This window comes from Glycomyces albidus (genome assembly GCF_009451885.1).
Classification (GTDB): domain Bacteria; phylum Actinomycetota; class Actinomycetes; order Mycobacteriales; family Micromonosporaceae; genus Glycomyces; species Glycomyces albidus.
Genome location: NZ_WIAO01000002.1, coordinates 98,112 through 119,048 on the forward strand (window position 1 = coordinate 98,112; position 20,937 = coordinate 119,048).

Consider the following 20,937-nt stretch of genomic DNA (forward strand, 5'->3'; position numbering starts at 1 on the left):
CTATGGCCTCGGTTCGCGGTACCAGTCTTGAACCTGGGCGCGCAGACCGGGGGCCTGGAGTTCGGCGTTCTGCTGGATCGCGGCGAGGGTCTGCGCCGCGAGGGCCCGCCGCCATTCGAGTTCGGCGGTGCGCATCGCGGTGTCGATCGCGCACGGGGCGCGGAACACCGACGCGGGTTCGTCGGCCCAGACGCCGTGCTGCCGGATCTCGGCGCACTGGAACGCCTCCTCGGGGCCCTCGATCGCGGTGAGGACGTCCATGAGGGTGATGTCCCGCAGGCGCCTCGCGAGCCGGAAGCCGCCCTTCTTGCCCGCGGTGGAGGTGAGGATGCCGGCCTTGACGAGCGGTTGGAGCTGCTTGTTGAGATAGGCCGGCGGCAGGCCGTAGCCGGCCGCGAGCCTGGCGGTGGAGACGGGCTCGGCCGTCTCCGGGTCGCCCATGCCCATCCAGTCGAGCAGCAGGCAGCAGTGCGCGGCCCATTCGACGCCTTCGCTGATTCGCATAACCACGATGATAGCCGTCCGGGTTCCCTTTGGATGTGCTGTGGAGCACGGTCATTGACATCCGTTATCTAGATAAGTAATATCTAGATATGAGTTCCGGCAGGGGCCGGAACCGCGACTGGAGGCCCAATGAGCACCATCCTGAAGCCCGTCATCGCCCGCGCCGCCGCCGCCGAGCGCCTCGCCCACGCGCAGCGCTCGGTCATGACCCTGCTCGCCGACTCCTCCGCGACCGGCGGCGCCCTCTCGGTGACCCGCTCGACCTTCCCCGACGGCGGCGACGGCGCGCCCTCGCACTTCCACACGAAGACCAGCGAGTCCGTGTTCGTCATCGAAGGCCGGCTCCAGGTCCTCACCGGCGACGAGGTGATCGTCCTCGAAGCGGGGGACTTCGTCTCGATCCCGGCGGGCCTGCCGCACGCATTCGGGGCCGCCCGCGGCTTCGACGCCGACGTGCTCGCGGTCTTCACCCCCGCGGCCGACCGGTTCGACTACTACCGCCTGCTCGAACGCGTCGCGGCCGGCGAGGCCGACCCGGCCGAGATCCCCGCCTCGGGGGAGCGGTACGACAACCACTACGTCGCCAGCGAGGCGTGGCAGCGCGCCCGCGCGTAGGGCGAATACGGCGACGGCCGCCTCAGCGGAGCGAGGCGGCCGTGCGGGAGGTCAGAGCCCCAGCCGGGCGAGGTCCAGGCGTCCGAAGCGGTTGCGCCACTGCACGTCCGCCTTGAGCCCGGCCAGGACCGACCGCTGGAGCGTGTTGTCCTGCGGCAGCTCCGCGACCGGGGTGTCCTCGGGCCGGCCGAACACGAAGCGCCACAGGTCGGAGCGGTTCCCGGCCGGGTCGCCCTCGCCTTCGAGCGTGAACAGCGCCGCGAAGCCGGGGATGTTCGACTTCTCCGGGAGCCAGTCCCGAAGCTGCGGGTCGAGCAGCCACGAGTCGCACACGAACACCAGGTCCTCGGGCCCGGCGTACCGCTCGGGGAACACCGCGGGCAGGAACTCCAGGGCCCATTCGACCGAGTCGCGGACGGCGTCGAGCGTGAGCGGCCCGCCCTCGCCGCGGATGTGCAGCCCCGCGAACGGCTTCGGGTCGGGGCCCTCGACGCAGAACTGGAGCCGGCCGAGCTGGTACAGCGCGCCGCGCACGTGCCCGGTGAACCAGTGGGCGACGTCGAGCCCGGCCCGGCCGTAGATCCGGCGGTTGAGCCGCAGCTTCTCGCCGACATCGCCGAGGACCCGCCGCGACAGGTCCTCGTCGACGCCGCGGTCGGTGTGGAACGCGAGCATGTCCGGGACGGCCGCGAGGATCGGGAAGAGGCCCACGAGCGGGTGGTCGGCGGGCGGCTTGGGCCAGGAGAGCCACTTCTTGCCGCCCATGTCGGCGGCGATGCTCTGGTAGAGCCGGTCGGCCAGCTCGCGCGCGGCATCGTCGAGGGCGCCGAGGGCGCGCACCGCGTCGGCGGCGTCCTCGGGATCGGCGCCGCACCAGTCGAGCAGGAGCTCGCGGACGGCGGCGGCGTCGGGGCCGGGGTAGGGCCGCACGGCGCCTGCCTGGGGAAGGTCCTGGGTCATTCGATCTCCTGGTGATGGCCCCTTCAACGGGGGCTCGGGGCACGCGGCCCAAGTCTTACACGGCGTCCGTCCTCGCTTACAATGCCTTCCGTGCGAACCGCGTACAAATGCCGGTTGTATCCCGACCCCGATCAGCAGGCGATGCTCTCCCGCACATTCGGGTGCGTCCGCTTGGTCTGGAACAAGGCGCTTGCTGAGCGAAATCGCACTTGGGAGGCGGAAGGAAAGCAGACCACCTATGGTGAGGCCAGTGCGGCCTTGACGAGGTGGAAGCGGACCCAGGATTTCGCATTTCTGAAAGAAGTGCCGAGTGTGCCGCTTCAGCAGGCGCTTCGGCATCAGCAAGCCGCATTCGCCAACTTCTTCTCCGGGCGGGCCGAGCGCCCGCGGTTCAAGAGCCGATCCGGCCGCCAGACCGCGCACTTCGCGCGTTCAGCGTTTCGCCTGAACAACGGAGAGCTCGGCCTGGCGCGGATCGTTTCGCCGCTTAAGTTCGTGTGGTCCTTTGAAGGTGTCGATCTCGCTTCGCTTGAGCCGTCGATGGTCGTCGTCTCCCGTGACCCGGACGGCCGCTGGTTCGTGACCTTCGCCGCCGACACCGCGGACCCCGACCCCGAGCCGGCGATCGGCCGGAGTGTCGGCATCGATCTGGGTGTCAAGGACTTCGCCGTCACCAGCGACGGCCAGCGCATCACCGGCCCGCGCCATCTGGATCGCAAAGCCCGCAATCTCGCCCGCTACCAGCGGCGCATGGCCCGCTGCCAGAAGGGCTCGGCCAACCGCATCAAGGCGAAGGCCAAGGTCGCCCGCGCCCACCGCAAGATCCGCAATGCACGCGCCGACTTCCTCCATAAGACAAGCACCCGCATCGTCCGCGATAACGATCTCATCGCCATCGAGGACCTCGCGGTGGCGAACATGGTGAAGAACCGCAGGCTGGCGAAGCGGATCAGCGACGCTGCCTGGGGCGAGTTCCGGCGCATGATCGAGTACAAGGCTGAACGGGCCGGACGGACCCTCGCCGTGGTCGACCGCTGGTATCCGTCCTCCAAGACCTGCTCGCACTGCGGGCACCTGCTCGACAGACTCGACCTGTCGACCCGGGCATGGAGATGCCCGACCTGCCGCACCTGGCACGACCGGGATATCAACGCGGCCAAGAACATCCTTGCGGCTGGTCGAGTCGCAGCCGGGCAACCGCCCGGCGAGGCCTGCGGAGCCGATGTCAGACGGCAAGGGTCCTCCCTTCCGCAATCGGCGATGAAACAGGAACCACCCCGGGCGCGAGCCCAGGGAGTTCCCGCTCATTGAGCGGGGATGGAAGTCAAGTCACCACGGGAGGCCCCCCGGGGGCAACATCGGGTCGGTCACCATACTCTGGGGCGATGCGGTCTGGTGCGGTGCGACGCCTGCTGACGCCCCCATGGATCGTCCTCCACTGCTTCGCCGTGGTGCTGACGATCGGCTTCGGCCTGCTCGGGTGGTGGCAGCTCACCCGCGCCCAGGGCGGCAACGCCATCAGCTGGGGATACGCCCTCGAGTGGCCGCTGTTCGCGGTCTTCACGGTGGCGCTGTGGATCCGGCAGATGCGCCTGGAGCTGCGCAAGGACCGCCCCGAAGGCGAGGCGCCGCGCCGCGGCCGCCCCGAGCCGCCCCCGATGACCTCCCCGTTCGAGGAGTCGATCCTGCGGGCGCGCCGGTCACCGTCCGATTCCTCCCAGGGGAGCCACGCATGAACGCCGCCCTGAAACGCTTCCGCATCGTCGCCTGGATCGTCGGCACGTTCCTCATCGCCCTCATGTTCGTCGCCATGCCGCTCAAGTACTTCGGCGGCGACGACACGCTCGTGACGGTGATCAGCCCGATCCACGGCCTGTGCTACATGGTCTACCTGGTGCTCGGCTTCCACCTGGCCCAGCAGGCCGGCTGGAGGTTCTGGCCCCAGACCGTCGGGCTCCTGCTCGGCGGGACCGTCCCGGTCGCCTCGTTCTTCGTGGAGCGCTGGGCGCACCGCCGCATCCTCGAGGAGCACCCGCAGGCCGCCGACCCGAAGGTCCGCACCGAAGAGCCCGTCTAGGAACGGCGAGGGGCCCGACGGCAGCCGCCGGGCCCGCACTCGAGTCTGCTCTCAAGACTCGATTACGCCTCGAGGTACGACCCGGCCTTGAACGTCTCCCAGTCCAGCGACCAGGCGGTGAAGCCGTCGCCCTGCGGGACGTCGACGCCGGTGTTCATGACGACGACCGGGTCGCCCCAGCGCACGAAGTTGTAGATCCACTCGCCCATCTCGTCGGAGACGTTGATGCAGCCGTGGGACCCGTTCTCCCGGCCGAGGCGGTCGGCCGCCCACGGGGCGCCGTGGATGAACTGCCCGGAGAACGTCAGGCGCATCGCCCATTTGACGTCGGTCTCGTAGTCGTAGAGGTCGGAGACGAACGTCGACTCCTCCTCGCGGCTCATGATCGTCATGGTGCCGGAGAAGGACCGGGCGTCGTTCCCGTCGATCGGCTCGTCGGAGCCCAGCGAGATCGGGATGGTCTGGACGACGGTGCCGTCCAGGTAGGCCCGCATCTGCTTGGTGTCGTTGTCGGCCTCCAGGAGCCGCGCCTCGGAGTCGATGGCGAAGGACGTCTCCTGGTCGTACTCGCCGTACCGGCCGTCGCCGAGGTCGAGGCCGCCGAGGCCGAGCCGGACGGTGACCTTCGTGTTCGGCTGCCAGTACTCCATCGGCCGGTATTCGAGCGCGCGGCCGGTGATCCAGTGCCACGAGCCCTCCTGCGCCGGCTCGGAGGTGACGAACAGCCGCCGCTCGACCGAGGCGCGCAGGTCCTCGGGGATCTCGTAGTCGGTGAAGCGGAACGCGAGGATCGCGCCGACCCCGACCGTGGAGTCCTGCCCGGGCAGGTAGTTCTCGATGCTCACCCGGTTCCCGGGCGAGGCGATGACGGTGAACGTCGAGGTCGCGGTGGCGGTGATGCCCGCCTCGTCGACGGCGGTGACCGTGGCCGTGTACGTGCCCTCCCATTCGAGGGGGCTGGCGGGGACCCAGGTGGTCCCGTCCGGGTGCATTGCGCCCTCGACGGCGGCGCCGGAGGCGTCGGTCAGCGTGAACTCCTGAAACTCGCCGCTTTCGACGGTCCAGGCGATCTCGGTGGCCGCGGTCGCGTCGGCGGCGCCGTCGGCGGGGGTGATCGTCACTTTGGCGGCGCTCTGGGGCGCCTCGGAGGAGGCGCCCTCCGAGATTGTCCCGCTCTCGTCGCTGCAGGCCGCGGCCAGGCCGAGGGCGGCCGCCGAGCCGGCGGCGGCGAGGGCGCCGCGGCGGGTCAGAGAGGATCGTCCGAAGGTCATTGCCCCACGGTACACACGCGAGGCGAGCGCGTGTCCCCAGTGAACCTGTGAATTGCACGGCCCAAACGGGAACGCGTCAGCGCATGCTCAGGTGCACGTGGTTGGTGTGGTCGGAGGAGGGGTCGCCGTAGGCGCCGGAGTAGGACTTCCAGCCGCTCCCGGGGAACCAGATCTGGCGGTACCAGATGATGTACTGCACGCCGAGCGCGTCGGAGTTCTCGATGAGCCAGCCGGCGAGGTTCTGCCCGTAGTCGTAGTCCTCGCCGCCGGCGTCGCCGCCGAAGCCGCCCGGTTCGGAGGAGAAGTCGCAGGCCCGGCCCTTGGGGTGCTCACCGGAGCCGGAGGGGCGGTAGCAGGCGACGTACCGGGTGAACCCGGCGATCTGGGCCTGTTCGAGCGCGTGCAGGGTCCGCGGGGTGAGGCAGCCGCCGGTGGTCGGGTCGTCCTCGGTGCAGCCGCCGCCGTCGCCTTCGAACGGTTCGGCGGCGGGGGCGTCGGAGACGGTCGGGCCGTCGGCGGCGTCGCCGCCGGCGGCCGCGAGTTCGCGGGCGGCCTCGTCGCGGGCGGCCTCCATGTCCTCGGCGACCTCGGCCTGCTCGGCGATGTTGTCGTCGAGGGTCTGCTGCAGGGCCTGGATCTCCTGGAGGCGGGTGATGAGCTCGTTGAGCCGGTCGGCGCGGGACTCGCCGAGGAACTGGAGCATCTCCATGGCTGCGATGGCGTCCTGCGGGTCGCCGGAGGCGAGGAGCGCGGCGGTCGACTGGTAGTCGGAGGTGGTGGAGGCGACGTACGCGTAGTCCTCGAGCTCGGCCTGGAGCGCGGCCTGCTCCTCGGTGGAGGCGGCGAGCTCCGCGGCGAGGTCCTCTTCCTGCTGCTCGAGGGAGGCGAGCTCGTCCCTGGCGTTGAGGTAGTCCTCGATGGCCTGGCTGAGCTCCGCCGAGGCGCCCTCCGACTCCTCCTGCGCGTTCGACTGCGAGGCGGGCGACACCAGGAGCACCACGGCCGCGACGGCGACGACGGGGAAGGTGAGGAGTCGCTTCGCCCCGCGGAAGGGGCGGGCGGCGCGCCTGGCGATGGTTCCGGCGTTCAAGGCTTGCGGTCCTTCGGTTGCTCGGGGCCGAACGGGGGAGGTGGTCGGGCCCCAGCCTAGAACGGGAGGATTCTTCGATCCGAACCGGGCCAGTGGGCATAACCCCTGGTGGTCGCGAGACGACCAGGGTGTGGCGTCGCCGACTCGAGGACCGTAAGACCCCTCACCCGCTGATAGGATTGTTCGATATTGAACCAGCCGTCCCGGCTGGTCCGCACGCGACGAGAGGAGGAACCGATGGGCGCGGGCGACTTCGAGAGCCGCTGGCTCCGACCCGACGTGAACGCCGTCTGGACGCGGTTCCTCCAGGTCACGCACCGCCTGGAGCACCACATCGACCGGCGCCTCCAGGGCAACCACGGGATCACGCACACCCAGTACGAGATCCTCGTGCGCCTCGCCGACGGCGAGGAGCAGGCCATGCGCATGAGCGAGCTCGCCGATCAGATCGTGACCGCCAAGAGCGCCGTCACCTACCAGGTCAACAAGCTCTCCGAGATGGGCCTGGTCGAGCGGCACAAGTGCGAGTGGGACAACCGCGGGACCTGGGTCAAGCTGACCCCGGCCGGGCTCGAGCGCCTCGAGCAGGCCGCGCCGTGCATCCTCTCCCTGGTCCGCGAGCTGTTCCTCGACGACCTCAACTGCGACCAGGCCGCCGAGCTCGACAAGCTCCTGGGCACCTGGTCGGACAACCTCGACGCGCACGACCGCAACCCGGTCGACCACCCCGAGCACTGACCCCACCCCTCCGGTGTACGGCCTGCGGACCGTCGGTGCCGGTGTAGGGTCAGGCCGTGCCGACCTTTCCACGTCCCCACCAGACCGTCCCGTACCGAATCGACGGCCTCGCCGACCTCCTGCCCGGGGCCGGGGACCTGGACCTCGCGGTCACCGGCGTCAGCCTCGCCGCCGGCGCGGTCGAGCCGGGCGACCTCTTCGCGGCCCTGCCCGGGGCCCGCCGCCACGGCGCCGAGTTCGCCGCCCAGGCCGCCGAGCGCGGCGCGGTCGCGGTCCTCACCGACGCCCGCGGCGCGGAGCTGGTGAACGGGCTCCTGCCGGTCCTCGTCGCCGCGGACCCGCGCACGCTGACGGGCGAGATCGCCGCCCGCGTCTGGGGCCGGCCGGCCGAACGGCTCAACCTCATCGGCATCACCGGCACCAACGGCAAGACCTCCACCGCGTACCTTGTCGAGGCCGGCCTCGCCCACGCCGGGCGCACCACCGGCATCATCGGCACGGTCGAGACCCGCATCGCCGGGGACCGCATCGACTCCGAGCGCACCACCCCCGAGGCCCCGGAGCTCCAGGCGCTCCTGGCGACCGCCCTCGAACGCGGCGTCACCGACGTGGTCATGGAGGTCTCCAGCCACGCGCTCGTGCTCGGCCGCGTCGAAGGCTGCCGGTTCAAGGCCGCCGGGTTCACCATGTTCGGCACCGACCACCTCGACTTCCACGCCGACCTCGACGACTACTTCGCCGCGAAGGCCCGCCTCTTCGACGGCCGCGCCGAGGTCGAGGTGCTCAACGCCGACGACGCGCGCGTCGCGACCCTCGCCGACGGCGCGAGCCGCACCTTCTCGCTCAAGGACCCGGCCGCGGACTACTACGCCCGCGACATCGCCGGCGACGGCTTCACCCAGACGTTCCACCTCGCCGGCCCCCACGGCAAGGGCGAAGGCCGCGTGAACATGCCCGGGCGCCACAACGTCGCCAACGCCGTCCTCGCCGTCGCTCTCCTCGAGGCCGTCGGCGTCGACACCGACACCGCGCTCGCCGGCGTCGCCTCCTGCACCGGCGTGCCCGGCCGCATGGAGCTCGTCTCCGGCGACGCGGCCGTGCGCGGCGTCGTCGACTACGCGCACAAGCCCGAGGCGATCACCGCCGTGATCGAAGCGCTCCGCGAGTCCACCCCCGGGCGGGTCATCGCGGTCCTCGGCGCCGGAGGCGACCGCGACCGGTCCAAGCGCCCGCTCATGGGCGCGGCCGCGGCCGCGGCCGACCTGGTCATCGTCACCGACGACAACCCGCGCACCGAGGACCCGGCGCGCATCCGGGACGAGGTGGCCGCCGCCGTCCAGGGCACGCCCTGCCGTAATATTCCCGGGCGGGAAGCCGCCGTCCGCGAGGCCGCCGCCCTGGCCGAGCCAGGCGACGCCGTCGCCCTCCTCGGCAAGGGGCACGAGACGTACACCGAGACCGCCGACGGCCCGGTGGCGAGCGACGACCGCCTGCTCCTGGCCCGCGCGCTCCGGGACGCGGGGTGGGTGAAACCGGCACCGCACGCTGAAGCGTGATAGTTCGACAAGCACAACAGCAGGAGGAGTCCGCCGCGTGATCCCCATGAGCCTGGCCCAGGTCGCCGCCGCCACCGGCGGCAAGCTCAGCGAGACGGCCGACCCGGAGGCCGTCGTCACCGGCGGCGTCGAGTTCGACTCCCGCAAGGCCGGGCCGGGCGGCCTGTTCCTGGCCATCCCCGGCGCCAAGGTCGACGGTCACGACTTCGCCGCCCAGGCCCACGCGCAGGGCGTCGTCGCGACCATCGCGACCCGCCCGATCGACACGCCCGCGATCTACGTCGACGACGCCGTCGAGGCGCTCACCCGGCTCGCGTCGCACATCGCCGCCGTGTCGAAGGCGACCGTCATCGGCGTCACCGGCTCCAACGGCAAGACCTCCACGAAGGACCTGCTCGGGCAGCTCTGCGCCCGGCTCGGCCCCACCGTCGCCACCGAAGGCAACTTCAACAACGAGCTCGGCCACCCGTACACGGTCTGCCGGGTCGAACCCGACACCGAGTACCTGGTCCTCGAGCTCGCCGCGCGCGGGCTCGGCCACATCACGAGCCTGTGCGAGATCGCCCCGCCCTCGATCGGCGCCGTCCTCAACGTCGGCATCTCGCACCTCGACGGCTTCGGCTCCATCGAGACGACCGCCGAGGCCAAGTCCGAACTGCCGCGGTTCCTCGCCCCCGAGGGCACCGCCGTCCTCAACGCCGACGACCCGCGCGTCGCCGCCATGGCCGACCGCACCCGCGCTCGGGTCCTCGCCTTCGGCATCCGCGAGGACGCCGAGATCCGCGCGGCCGACGTCGAACCCGGCGACGGCCGCCACGCGTTCACCCTCGTCACCCCCGGCGGTGAAGCGCGCGTCCAGTTGCGGCTGTGGGGCGACCACCACGTCTACAACGCCCTCGCCGCCGCCGCCGTCATGTGGCGGCTCGGCGCGTCCCCCGACCAGATCGCCGCGGGCCTCGGCGAGGCCGGGCGCCTCTCCGAGCGCCGCATGGACGTCTTCACCCGCCCCGACGGCACCGTCGTCATCGACGACTCCTACAACGCCAACCCCGCCTCGATGGCCGCGGCCGTCCGCGCCCTCGGGCGGGTCCCGACCGAGGGGCGGCGCATCGCCGTCCTCGGACTCATGGCCGACCTCGAAGAGCTCGAAGAGGAATGCCACCGGCGCCTCGGCGAGCAGGCCCGCGACGCCGGCGTCGACGAGATCATCGCCGTCGGCGAAGGCACTGAACCCATCGTTGAAGGCGCAGCCGGAAACGGCCGTGCGCACAGCATCGACGGTGCCGACGGCGTCACCGCCACCCATGTCCCCGATCAAGCCGCGGCCATCGCGCTGCTCGAAAACCGGCTGCGCCCCGGCGACGCCGTCCTGGTGAAAGGCTCCCGATACCGGACCTGGGACGTCGCCGACCACCTGCGCGCCAAGGAGGAAACCGACCAGTGAGAGCAGTCATCGTCGCCGCGTTCGTGGCGTTCGCGCTCACCATGGCGCTGACGCCCCTCGCGGCCAAGCTGTTCCGCCGCCTCAAGGCCGGACAGCCCATCCGCTCCGACGGACCCCAGACCCACCTCGCGAAGGCCGGCACCCCCACCATGGGCGGCGTCGTCTTCATCTTCACGACCGTGCTCGCCTACATCGCCGGCCACCTCGTCCTCATGGCCCTGCCCGAGGCCGACACCGAGATGTTCTCCCGCCCCACCGGCTTCACCGCCACCGGCATCGTCCTCATCGGACTCTTCGTCTCCTGCGGCTTCGTCGGCTTCATCGACGACTGGCTCAAGATCCGCCGCAAGCACTCCGGCGGCATCTCCGGGCGCGCCAAGGTCATCGGCCTCACCATCGCCGCCACCGTCTTCGGCATCGTCGCCGTCTACTACCAGGGCTCGATCGTCACCTCCGAGATCTCCGAGACCGTCGCCACCCCCTTCGTCTCCCTCTCCGGCGCCACCGGCTCGTTCAACGTCACCGAGATCGGCATGGTCGTCGTCATCGTCCTGCTCGTCAACGCCACCGCCAACGGCGTCAACCTCACCGACGGCCTCGACGGCCTCGCCACAGGCGCCTCCATGATGGCCTTCATGGCATTCCTCATCATCGGCTTCTGGCAGTACCGCCACTGGTGCGGCGGCGCCCAGCCCGCCGATGACCTCTGCTACGACGTCCGCGACCCGCTCGAGATCGCCCTCATCGCCGGCGCCGCCGCCGGCGCCATGTTCGGCTTCCTGTGGTGGAACACCTCGCCCGCCCAGATCTTCATGGGCGACTCCGGCTCCCTCAGCCTCGGCGCGCTCATCGCCGGGCTCGCCATCGCCTCCAAGACGATCCTGCTCCTGCCGATCGTCGGCGCGCTCTTCGTCATCACGACCGCCAGCGTCATGATCCAGGTGACCTCGTTCAAGCTCACCGGCAGACGCGTGTTCCGGATGTCCCCGATCCAGCACCACTTCGAGCTCGCCGGCTGGTCCGAAGTGACCATCGTGGTCCGGTTCTGGATCATCGCGGGCATCGGCGTCGCCATCGCGCTCGGCTTCTTCTTCGCCGACTTCCTCCGGATCGCGGGGTAGCCCGTGGCAGGCATCGCCAGGAACGTCCTCGTCGCAGGCGCCCGCGTGGCCGGGACCGCCTGCTCCGAGGTCCTCCTCGACCGGGGCGCCGCGGTCACCGTGTACGACCGCGACGACTCCGAGCGGCTCCGCGCGCTCGCCGCCCGCGGCGCCCGGACCGCCACCGGCGAGTTCGACCCGGCCCTCCTGGACGGGATCGAGCAGGTGGTCCTCTCGCCGGGGTTCCCGCCGCACCACCCGATCGCCGTCGCCGCCCGCGACGCCGGGATCGAGACGTTCTCCGAACCCGAACTCGCCTGGCGCCTGCGCGAACCGGGCGCGGCCCGCTGGCTCGCCGTCACCGGCACCAACGGCAAGACGACCACCACGACGATGCTCGCCGCGATGCTCGAGGCCGCGGGCCTGCGCACCGCGGCCCTCGGCAACATCGGCGTCCCGCTGGTCCACGCCGCCAACGGCCCGTACGACGTCATCGCCGTCGAGCTCTCCAGCTACCAGCTCCACTGGTCGGCGTCGCTCGCCCCGACGGCCGGGGCCGTCCTCAACCTCGCCCCCGACCACCTCGACTGGCACGGCGGCTTCGACGCCTACAGCGAGGCCAAGGCCGCCGTCTGGCGCGGCGGCCGGGCCGTCGCCAACCTCGACGACCCCGCGGTCGTCGCCCTCGCCAAGCACACCGACGCCCACGTCACCGGCTTCACCCTGAACCAGCCCGAACCGGGCCAGTTCGGGGTGGCCCTGGGCTACCTCGTCGACTACACCGGCGGCGAGCCCGTCCAGATCTGCTCGGTCGACCTCGTCCGCCCCGCCGGGTGGCACAACGTGGCCAACGCCCTCGCGGCCGCCGCGCTCGCCCGCGAGGCCGGCGTCGGCCACGCCGAGATCGCCGAGGCCATCCGCAAGTACACGCCCGAACCGCACCGCAACGTCGCCTTCACCGAGCACGAGGGCGTGACCTGGGTCGACGACTCCAAGGCCACCAACCCGCACGCCGCCGCCGCGGCGCTCGCCGCCTACGACTCGGTCGTGTGGGTCGCCGGCGGCCAGCTCAAAGGCGTCGACGTCGACTCCCTCGTCGCCGAGTACGCCCACAAGCTCCGCGCGGCCGTCCTCATCGGACAGGACCGGGCGCTGATCGCCGACGCGCTCGCGCGACACGCCCCGGACCTCCCCGTCGCCGTCCTCGACGGCGGCGACGATGCGGTCATGACCGACGTCGCCGCCCGCGCCGCGGGCTTCGCGCAGCCCGGCGACACGGTGCTGCTCTCGCCCGCCGCGGCCTCCTACGACATGTTCCGCTCCTATGCCCACCGCGGCGACGCGTTCGCGGACGCGGTGCGGCGGCTGCTGGGGGAGGACGCCGGGTGAGAAGCGGGTTCACCGAGATGCTCCGCGGCCTCCTCGACCGGCCGCTCGCCTCGTACTACCTGCTGCTCTCCTCCGCGGGCCTCCTGCTCACCATCGGCCTGGTGATGGTCTTCTCCGCCACCATGGTCGAGTCCTACGAGGCCACGGGCAACGCGTTCGCCGTCATCCTCCAGCAGGTCATCTGGGCCGTCGTCGGCCTGGTCTGCTTCTGGATCGCCCAGCGCCTGCCCGCGCGCACCTACCGGGCGGTGGCCCGACCGCTCCTGGTCATCGCCATCCTCCTCGGCCTGTTCCTGGTCGTCATGTCGATCGCCCAGAACGGCTCCGGCGGCGACTCGGGCGGCATCGCCACCGACAACCTGTGGATCCACATAGGACCGGTCCAGTTCCAGCCCGCCGAGATCGCCAAGTTCGCGCTCCTGCTGTGGGCCGCGGACTCGCTGGTGCGGCTGGGCCCGCGCATCGCGTCCTGGCGCGACCTGGCGATCCCCATGTTCCCGATCGCGGGCTCGCTGATGCTCATCATCGGGTACGCCGACCTCGGCACGATGCTCATCATCGTGGCGATGTTCATCGGCCTGCTGTGGGCCTCGGGCGTGCCGCTGCGGATCCTCGGCGTCCTCTTCGGCACCGCGCTCGCCGGCTCGGTCCTCCTCATCGCCTTCGAGGGCTACCGGATGGAGCGCATCATCTCCTTCTCGCGGCCCGAGGACTTCGCCGACACCTGGGGCTACCAGGCCATCCAGGGCTACTACGCGATCGCCGACGGCGGCTGGTTCGGCCTCGGCCTCGGCGAGAGCCGCCAGAAGTGGGACTGGCTCCCCAACGGCCACAACGACTTCATCTTCGCGCTCATCGCCGAGGAGCTCGGCGTCGTCGGCTGCCTGGTGATCCTCGCGCTGTTCGCGGTCTTCGTCTACACCGGCTTCCGCATCGCCCGCCGCTCCGACGACGCGTTCCGGTCCCTGGTGGCCGCGGGCGTCACGATCTGGATCGCCGGGCAGGCGTTCATCAACATCGGCGGCGTCCTCGGCCTCATCCCGATGACCGGCGTCCCGCTCCCGTTCATCTCCGACGGCGGCACCGCCCTCGTGGTGGTCCTCGCGGCGGTCGGGATGCTCGCCGGATTCGCGCGTGCCGAACCCGACGCGGCCCAGGCACTCCGGGCGCGCAACCCCTCTCGTCTCGTACGCTTGCTCTGGGCCCCCCTGCCGCCCGCGCCCCGCACGGAGTCGGAGCCCGACTCCGCGAAGTCCGACCCTACGACCAGAAAGACATGACGTTGGCACAGCTTCGATCGGTCGTCCTCGCCGGCGGCGGCACCGGCGGCCACATCTACCCGCTCCTGGCCTTCGCCGACTGCCTGCGCCGCCACGACCCCCACGTGCGCGTCACCTGCCTCGGGACCGAGAAGGGCCTCGAGAACGACCTCATCCCCAAGGCCGGGTACGACCTCCGCAACGTCCCGGCCCACCAGCTCCCGCGCAAGGTCAACCTCGACCTGCTGCTGACGGCGCCGCGCATGCTCAAGGCCATGAAGGCCACCCGCGAGATCCTCGACGAGGTCCAGGCCGACGTCGTGGTCGGCTTCGGCGGGTACGTCGCCGTCCCCGCCTACCTCGCCGCCTGGCGCCGCAAGATGCCCATGGTCATCTTCGAGTTCAACGACCCGCCCGGCGTCGCCAACAAGCTCGCGCTCAAGTTCAGCGACAATCTCGCGCTCGGCTTCCCGCACCTGCCGCAGGCGTCGCCGCTCCTGGCCGACGGCACCATCACCGGCGTCCCGCTGCGGCCCGCGATCGCCCACCTGGACCGCAACGCCATGCGCGTCCAGGCGTGCCAGTACTTCGGGCTCGACCCGCGCCGCCCAGTCCTGTTCGTGTACGGCGGCTCCCAGGGCGCGGCCTCGATCAACAACGCCGTCTCCGGCGCGGCCCAGATGCTCGCGCACCGCGGCGTCCAGGTCCTCCACATCACCGGCGCCCGCCGCGACGAGCCGATCCACATCCCCGAGGGCCTGCCGGTCCCGTACCGGACCCTGCCGTACCTCGACCGCATGGACCTCGGCTACGCCGCGTGCGACATGGTCCTGGCCCGCGGCGGCTCCATGACCGTCGCCGAGGTCAGCGCGCTGGGCATCCCCACGGTGTTCGTCCCCATGCCGTGGGGCAACAAGGAGCAGTACCGCAACGCCGGGCCGGTCGTCGCCGCCGGCGGCGCCATGTTCTGCGACGACGAGAACCTCAGCCCCGGATGGATCGCCGAGAACCTCATCCCGGTCATCACCGACCGGAACCGCGTCCTCCAGATGTCGCAGGCCGCGGCCGCCTTCGGGTCCCGCACCGGCGACGAGGCGCTCCGCAACTACACGCTGAAGGTGGTCTCGCAGGCATGACCGATCCCAACGACCTGACCAGCCCGATCGACGAGGGCGTCACCGCCGAGGACCTCGGGCGCGTCCTGTTCATCGGCGTCGGCGGCGTCGGCATGAACGGCCTCACCCGCCTGTACGCGACGCGCGGCCTCCCCGTGTCCGGCTCCGAGCTGAAGGACTGGCCGAGCCTGCCCGAGCTCGAGCGCCTCGGCGTCACGCTCCACCGCGAGCACACCGAGGCCAACCTCGACGGCGTCGACACCGTGGTCCGCTCCACCGCGCACAACGACGAGCACCTCGAGGTCGCCGAGGCCCGCCGCCGCGGCATCCGGGTCTACCACCGCTCCGAGGCGCTCGCCGCCGCCATGACCGGCCGCCGCTCGGTCGTCGTCACCGGCACCCACGGCAAGACCACCACGACCGCGATCATCACCCAGATGCTCGAGCACGCCGGACTCGCACCGTCCTATGTGAACGGAGGCGAGATCATCGGCGCGTTCACCGGCGCGCACGGCGACGGCGACCTGTTCGTGGCCGAGGCCGACGAGTCCGACCGCTCGTTCCTGCGCTACCGCCCCGAGATCGGCGTCGTCACCAACATCGACGTCGACCACCTGAACACCTACGGCGACATGGAGTCCCTCACCGAGGCGTTCGAGCGGTTCTGCCGCAACACCGACAAGGACGGCCTCCTGGTCCTCTGCGCCGACAACCCGGGCACGCTCGCGCTCGCGAAGAAGCTCCGCGCCGAGGGCCGCACGGTCGCCACCTACGGCTTCAGCGACGGCGCCGACGTCCAGCTCGGCGACGTCGAGTCCGACAAGGACGGCGTCGACTACACGGTCCTCTACGAGCGCCAGGTCCTCGGCCGCTTCCACCTGCCGATGCCCGGCCGGCACATCGCCCTCAACTCGGCCGCCGCGGTCGCGGTCGGGCTCTACCTCGGCCTCGAACCCGAGGACATCGCCGCCGGCATCGCCTCCTTCGGCGGGGTCAAGCGCCGGTTCGAGAAGCGCGGCGAGATCGACGGGTACGCCGTCTTCGACGAGTACGCCTACCACCCGACCGCGATGACCGAGGCCGTCAAGACCCTCAAGGAGGTCGCCGGCGACGGCCGCCTCATCGTGGTCTTCCAGCCCTACCGCGTCTACCGCACCATCGCCATGCGCGACGACATCGCCGAAGCGCTCTCGCTCGCCGACCGGGTCGTCGTCATGGAGATCTTCGGCCCCGGCGAGGACATCCCCGAAGGCGAAGGCGGGCAAGCGCTCCGCGACGCCATTGCCCTCCCCGAGGAGGACAAGGTCTTCGTCGCCGAATGGGACGACGTCCCCGCCGCCGTCAAGGCGCTCGCCGCCGAAGGCGACGTCGTCGTCACCATGGGCGCCCCGCCCGTCTCCCTCATGCCCGACGACCTGCTGCGCTGAACCGCGACGGGCCCGCGCGAGCGGGCCCGTCCCCCGTTGGGCGGCAACACGATCGCGACGCCCCGGCGGCTGCGGCCGGGCGGTAGCATGGCGCGTGACAGCACTGTCACGAACCGCCATCACATTCCGAACCCGGTGGGTGAACCCCCTGCGATGCCACTGAGAAGGCTGCTCTCCGACGCCGGCCAGCCCGACGAGCACGGCCGGCTCCCCACGAGCCTCGACCTCTCGCGCCAGAACCTCAGAGCCGTCCCGCCGGCCGTGCGCACGATGACGCACCTGCGGTACCTCGACCTCTCGGTCAACAGCATCACCCGCCTCCCCGACTGGATCGGCGAACTCGAGCGGCTCACCCATCTCAACCTGTTCCAGAACCGGCTCTCCTCCGTCCCCGAGTCGATCGGGCGGCTCCAGGAGCTCACCGAACTCAACCTCGGCGACAACCAGCTCACCTCGCTCCCCGCCTCCATCGGCCGCCTCGCCTCCCTGATCCGGCTCGACCTCGACGTCAACCGGATCACCGCGCTCCCCGGCTCGATCGGCGGCCTCGACCGGCTCGTCAAGCTCACGCTCTTCCGCAACCGCCTCACCGACCTGCCCGCCTCGATCGCCCGCCTGAGCGCCCTCACCTGGCTCGACGTGAGCGACAACCGGTTCGGGGCCTTCCCCGAGCCCGTCACCGAGCTGACCGGGCTCACCCGCCTCGAACTCACCCGGGCCGGCCTCACCGACCTCCCCGACTCGATCGGCCGCCTCGTCAACCTGGTCGAGCTCCGGCTCGACGCCAACCGCCTCACCCGCCTCCCGCGCTCGATCACCGCGCTCACCAGCCTGCGCCGCCTCAACCTCAACGGCAACAAGTTCGCCGAGCTCCCCGAGTACCTCAGCGCCCTCACCGAGCTCAGCCGCCTCGACGCCGAGTACAACGGCCTGCGCAGCCTGCCCCGCTCCCTCCTCAAGCTCGACAAGCTCGAACTGCTCCACCTCGAAGGGAACCTCCTCCCGCCCGAGCAGCGCGCCGCGGCGGTCGCCGGCCTGCCCGCGCTCCGCGAGTTCATGGAGGGCCTCGACACCGGCAGCGCCGACTTCCGCGAGGCCAAGCTCGTCCTGGTCGGCGAAGGCGAGGTCGGCAAGAGCTCGCTCCTGGCCGCCATGCGCGGCGAGCCGTTCGACCCCGACCGCGGCTCGACCCACGGCATCGAGGTGAAGACCCTCGACCTGACCGGCCCCGGCGGCGACCCGTCCGAGGCGATCACCATGAACGCCTGGGACTTCGGCGGCCAGAAGGCGTACCGCCCCACCCACCAGCTCTTCTTCACCGCCCCCGCCGTGTACGTCGTGGTCTGGAAGGCGCGCACCGGATCCATGCAGGGCTTCGTCGACTACTGGATCGACCTGATCCGCCGCCGCACCAGCGACGACGACATCAAGATCCACATCGTCGCCACCCACGTCGACGGCCAGCACCCCCGCATCGACCAGGCCGGCCTGATGCAGCGCCACGGCGACCTCATCGGCGGCTTCCACTTCGTCGACAGCAGGACCGGGTTCGGCATCGACGACCTCCGGGCGGCCCTGTGGGAGTCCGCCGCCGCGATCCCGCAACTCAACCGCGAGGTGCCCGCAGGCTGGAAGGACCTGCGCCGCTCGCTCGTCCAGAGCGGCGAGTCCTTCCTCGAGTACCCCGACTACCTGCGCCGCGCCGAGACCTTCGGCCTCGACGAGGACGCCGCCGGCGCGCTCGCGGCCATCGCCACCCGCCTGGGGTACTGGATCCACTACCCGGAGATCCCCGGCCTCAAGGAGATCGTGGTCCTCAAAGGCGACTGGCTCAGCACCGCCGTCAGCCACATCGTCGACGACGCCGAGACCGCCGCCCGGCACGGCCTTGTCGAGCACCGCCGCCTGGTCCACCTGTGGAACAACCCCGACAAGCCCCCGAACGAGCGGTACGACCCGAAGTTCCACCCGGCGCTCCTCCAGCTCATGGAGAAGTACGACCTCTCGTACCGCATCGCCGAGGCCGAGGGCCGCCCGCCCAGCAGCCTCATCGCGCAGCTCGTCGACGAGGTGCCGCCGCCGCTCGAGGAGGTCTGGGACGGGTTCGGCCCGCACCTGCGCGAGGACTCCCAGTTGTGCGAGTTCCTCGACACCAGGGGCGTCAAGGGCGTCCCCGAGGGCCTGGTGCACCAGCTCATCGTGCGCTGGCACCGCCACTCGCTCGGCCGCGAGCGCTTCGAGGACAGCGTCCACTGGCACAGCGGCTTCGTGATCCAGCCCGGCCCGTACGCGCGCGCCCTGGTCCGCCTGGAGGGGCAGCGGCTCCGCGTCACCGTGAAGGCCGCCTACCCCGAGCAGTTCCTCCAGGAGTTCATCAAGGACCTCGAGGACTACGCCGGCGAGCTGTGGCCCGGCTTCCGGCTCAAGCGGCTCGTGCCCTGCGGCAACGAGTGCGTCGACCCCGACGGCTCCCGGACCGGCCTGTTCGGCCTGGAGCGGCTCCTGACCCGCCGCAGCATCGGCAAGAAGACCGCCGAGTGCCGCCGCTGCTGGGAGGACATGCCGATCGACCGGCTCATCCACCGCCCGCCCGAGGACGAGGACGACGAGCCCGTCCGTCCCGCCTTCCCGGCGCCGCCCGAGGCGCGGGGTCGCGGGAGCGGCGAGGCGCAGCGCAGCGAAGCGGAGGCCCTGGCGCGCATCGAGGCGGAGATCGGGAAGCTCAAGGACCTGTTCACCGACGAGGCGGTGAACGGGCCCCGGTTCTACACGGTCGAACTGCTCGACCGGCGGTCCTGGAGCAGGCGGCTCATGCACGTCCGGGTCCGGGTGGTCCTGTGGTGCGAGCACTCGCGCCTGCCGCTGTACGTCCTCGACGGCGATCCCGACAGCGGCGTCTTCGAGATCGACGTGCCCCGCACCTGGCTGGTGAAGTCCGCGCCCTGGATCAAGCGCACCCTCAAGGTGCTCTGGTCCACGGTCCTGCCCGGCGGCTCGGTCGCCCTCGACCTGTTCGTGCCGTCCTTCGACCCGGCCGCGATCGAGAACCACCTCGAACTCGCCGAGGAGTCCTTCAAGATCCTCTCCGAGGTCGGCGAGGACGCGATCGACGCCGACAGCCAGCCGCCGTGGGAGGTGCGCGACGGCCGCTCCGGCGCGCAGCTCCGCCGCCTCCACGCCTTCCTCCAGAGCGCCGACCCCGGCTTCGGCGGCCTGGAACGGGTCCAGGACCGCGGCAAGTTCCTGTGGGTCCACCGCGACTTCGTCAGCGAGTACGAGCCCGGCCCGCCCGACTTCTGAGCCGGAACGAAGAGAGAGCCGGAACGGCGAGTGAGCCGGAACGGCGAGTGAGCCGAAACGACGAGTCAGCCGAAACGACGAGGGGCGGGCGCCCGGGGGCCCCCGCGGCCGCCCCACGCCGGTCCCCGTGAGTCCCCCGGCCACCCGGTGCGCCAGTAGCCCATGAAGGCCCCGGACTCCTTCGGCAGGCCCAGTTCCCTGCGGAGCGTGAAGCGCAGGGCCTTGACCACGCCGGTCTCGGCGGCGATCCAGGCGTACGCGCCGCTGGATACCACCTCCTGCGGTGCGTCCCAGATCATCTCGGCCGCGTCCCCTTCGAGCGCGTCCTCCTCGAACCCCCCGCCGGCGGCGAAGTCCATGGCGCGGGCGGCGGCGGTGACGGCCGGGACGAGCCGGTCCCCCCAGACCGCGCCCTCGCGCGGCAGCCAGTGCACCTCGACCTCGGCCGGCGCGTCCAGCTCCAGGACGTCGGCGGCGGTCGGGACCTCGATGAAGACCTTGCCCCGCGCGGTGACCGGGAGGTCTTCGAGGATCGCGGCGATCGCCGGGGCCGCGGTCTCGTCGCCGGCGATGAGGAGCTCGGCGCCGTCGGGGGCGTTGAAGTCGACGCCGCCGTGCGGGCCGTCGAAGCGGGCGTCCGGGCCGAGCAGCAGGAGCTCGTCGCCGACCTTCGCGCGCTGGATCCAGCGCAGGGCGGGGCCGCAGACCTCGTCGGCGTGCGCCTCGTGGACCACCATGTCGACGTCGACCTCGCCGAGCTCGGGCCGGACGTCGCGCACCGTGTAGGTGCGGACGCCGCACTGCTCCTCCTCAGGGAGGGTCCGCAGCTCGGAGTACCAGCGCTCGGTGCGCGGCATCTTGTCGAAGCCGCACGCCGGGGCCGGGAAGATGAGTTTGAACCGCTGGTCGAACCCGTTGTCCGCGAAGTGCGCCAGCGTCTCGCCGGCGAACGTCACCCGGAGGAACGACGGGCTCAGGCGCCGCAGCGCCCGCACTTCAGCGGGGAAGAGGTCGAACGGCCGAACCGCGGGAGCCGTCTCGGTCTTGGCCTGGGTCTGCGTCGCCACGCGCTGCTCCTCCTAGAGAATAAGG

General features: G+C 71.3%; 18 protein-coding genes. 13 read left to right on the top strand and 5 right to left on the bottom strand.

Going from position 1 to position 20,937, the window contains the following annotated elements; translation table 11 throughout:
* On the bottom strand, positions 1–504 hold the full coding sequence (locus GFD30_RS02120; protein ID WP_153023577.1) for an RrF2 family transcriptional regulator: 504 nt from the start codon (positions 502–504) through the stop codon (positions 1–3).
* Positions 505–633: 129 nt separating this feature from the next.
* Here GFD30_RS02120 and GFD30_RS02125 point away from each other — a divergent pair, with 129 nt between their 5' ends.
* Entirely contained in the window at positions 634–1,119 is a 486-nt protein-coding gene (locus GFD30_RS02125) for a cupin domain-containing protein (protein ID WP_153023578.1), read from the top strand.
* Between the two features lie 51 nt (positions 1,120–1,170).
* On the opposite strand, the gene GFD30_RS02130 is transcribed toward GFD30_RS02125, so the two are convergent.
* Positions 1,171–2,079 carry an acyltransferase domain-containing protein gene (locus tag GFD30_RS02130; RefSeq protein WP_153023579.1) on the bottom strand — a complete coding sequence of 303 codons (909 nt, stop codon included), beginning with the start codon at positions 2,077–2,079 and terminating at the stop codon, positions 1,171–1,173.
* A gap of 90 nt (positions 2,080–2,169) precedes the next feature.
* Here GFD30_RS02130 and GFD30_RS02135 point away from each other — a divergent pair, with 90 nt between their 5' ends.
* From GFD30_RS02135 to GFD30_RS02145, 3 genes are all read left to right on the top strand, one after another.
* Positions 2,170–3,390 (top strand): RNA-guided endonuclease InsQ/TnpB family protein, encoded by a 1,221-nt coding sequence (locus GFD30_RS02135; protein WP_322632852.1) that lies wholly within the window; start codon positions 2,170–2,172, stop codon positions 3,388–3,390.
* A gap of 74 nt (positions 3,391–3,464) precedes the next feature.
* Positions 3,465–3,815 carry a hypothetical protein gene (locus GFD30_RS02140; protein WP_153023581.1) on the top strand — a complete coding sequence of 117 codons (351 nt, stop codon included), beginning with the start codon at positions 3,465–3,467 and terminating at the stop codon, positions 3,813–3,815.
* Complete coding sequence (locus GFD30_RS02145; protein WP_153023582.1) at positions 3,812–4,156, top strand: DUF3817 domain-containing protein; 345 nt, start codon at positions 3,812–3,814, stop codon at positions 4,154–4,156. The genes GFD30_RS02140 and GFD30_RS02145 overlap by 4 nt, the downstream gene beginning before the upstream one ends.
* Before the next feature lie 62 nt (positions 4,157–4,218).
* Here the strand turns inward: GFD30_RS02145 and GFD30_RS02150 are convergent, their stop codons facing one another.
* Together GFD30_RS02150 and GFD30_RS02155 are read right to left on the bottom strand one after the other, a co-directional pair.
* A complete protein-coding gene (locus GFD30_RS02150; RefSeq protein WP_153023583.1) occupies positions 4,219–5,427 on the bottom strand; it encodes a L,D-transpeptidase in 1,209 nt (402 codons plus the stop codon).
* Between the two features lie 76 nt (positions 5,428–5,503).
* Complete coding sequence (locus GFD30_RS02155; RefSeq protein WP_153023584.1) at positions 5,504–6,517, bottom strand: coiled-coil domain-containing protein; 1,014 nt, start codon at positions 6,515–6,517, stop codon at positions 5,504–5,506.
* 237 nt (positions 6,518–6,754) lie between these two features.
* Here GFD30_RS02155 and GFD30_RS02160 point away from each other — a divergent pair, with 237 nt between their 5' ends.
* From GFD30_RS02160 to GFD30_RS02200, 9 genes are all read left to right on the top strand, one after another.
* Positions 6,755–7,255, top strand: a complete 501-nt coding sequence (locus GFD30_RS02160) for a MarR family winged helix-turn-helix transcriptional regulator (RefSeq protein WP_153023585.1) — start codon at positions 6,755–6,757, stop codon at positions 7,253–7,255.
* Between the two features lie 56 nt (positions 7,256–7,311).
* Positions 7,312–8,811 (top strand): UDP-N-acetylmuramoyl-L-alanyl-D-glutamate--2,6-diaminopimelate ligase, encoded by a 1,500-nt coding sequence (locus GFD30_RS02165; protein ID WP_322632853.1) that lies wholly within the window; start codon positions 7,312–7,314, stop codon positions 8,809–8,811.
* A 37-nt stretch (positions 8,812–8,848) separates the two neighbouring features.
* Positions 8,849–10,255 carry a UDP-N-acetylmuramoyl-tripeptide--D-alanyl-D-alanine ligase gene (locus GFD30_RS02170; RefSeq protein ID WP_407648951.1) on the top strand — a complete coding sequence of 469 codons (1,407 nt, stop codon included), beginning with the start codon at positions 8,849–8,851 and terminating at the stop codon, positions 10,253–10,255.
* Positions 10,252–11,376, top strand: coding sequence for a phospho-N-acetylmuramoyl-pentapeptide-transferase (gene mraY / locus GFD30_RS02175; RefSeq protein ID WP_322632854.1), 1,125 nt, complete (start codon positions 10,252–10,254; stop codon positions 11,374–11,376). The genes GFD30_RS02170 and mraY overlap by 4 nt, the downstream gene beginning before the upstream one ends.
* Before the next feature lie 3 nt (positions 11,377–11,379).
* Positions 11,380–12,744: a UDP-N-acetylmuramoyl-L-alanine--D-glutamate ligase gene (gene murD, locus GFD30_RS02180; RefSeq protein ID WP_322632855.1), complete on the top strand. Its 1,365-nt coding sequence runs from the start codon at positions 11,380–11,382 to the stop codon at positions 12,742–12,744.
* Complete coding sequence (gene ftsW, locus GFD30_RS02185; protein WP_322632856.1) at positions 12,741–14,024, top strand: putative lipid II flippase FtsW; 1,284 nt, start codon at positions 12,741–12,743, stop codon at positions 14,022–14,024. Before murD ends, ftsW begins: the two co-directional genes overlap by 4 nt.
* A gap of 2 nt (positions 14,025–14,026) precedes the next feature.
* On the top strand, positions 14,027–15,139 hold the full coding sequence (locus GFD30_RS02190) for a UDP-N-acetylglucosamine--N-acetylmuramyl-(pentapeptide) pyrophosphoryl-undecaprenol N-acetylglucosamine transferase (RefSeq protein WP_153023775.1): 1,113 nt from the start codon (positions 14,027–14,029) through the stop codon (positions 15,137–15,139).
* The gene (gene murC / locus GFD30_RS02195) at positions 15,136–16,545 is read left to right on the top strand and encodes a UDP-N-acetylmuramate--L-alanine ligase (RefSeq protein WP_153023586.1); all 1,410 of its coding nucleotides are present in this window, start codon (positions 15,136–15,138) and stop codon (positions 16,543–16,545) included. Before GFD30_RS02190 ends, murC begins: the two co-directional genes overlap by 4 nt.
* A 153-nt stretch (positions 16,546–16,698) precedes the next feature.
* The gene (locus tag GFD30_RS02200; RefSeq protein WP_194201816.1) at positions 16,699–19,845 is read left to right on the top strand and encodes a leucine-rich repeat domain-containing protein; all 3,147 of its coding nucleotides are present in this window, start codon (positions 16,699–16,701) and stop codon (positions 19,843–19,845) included.
* Positions 19,846–19,910: 65 nt separating this feature from the next.
* Here the strand turns inward: GFD30_RS02200 and GFD30_RS02205 are convergent, their stop codons facing one another.
* Positions 19,911–20,912, bottom strand: coding sequence for a siderophore-interacting protein (locus GFD30_RS02205; protein WP_322632857.1), 1,002 nt, complete (start codon positions 20,910–20,912; stop codon positions 19,911–19,913).
* Positions 20,913–20,937 lie beyond the last annotated feature (25 nt).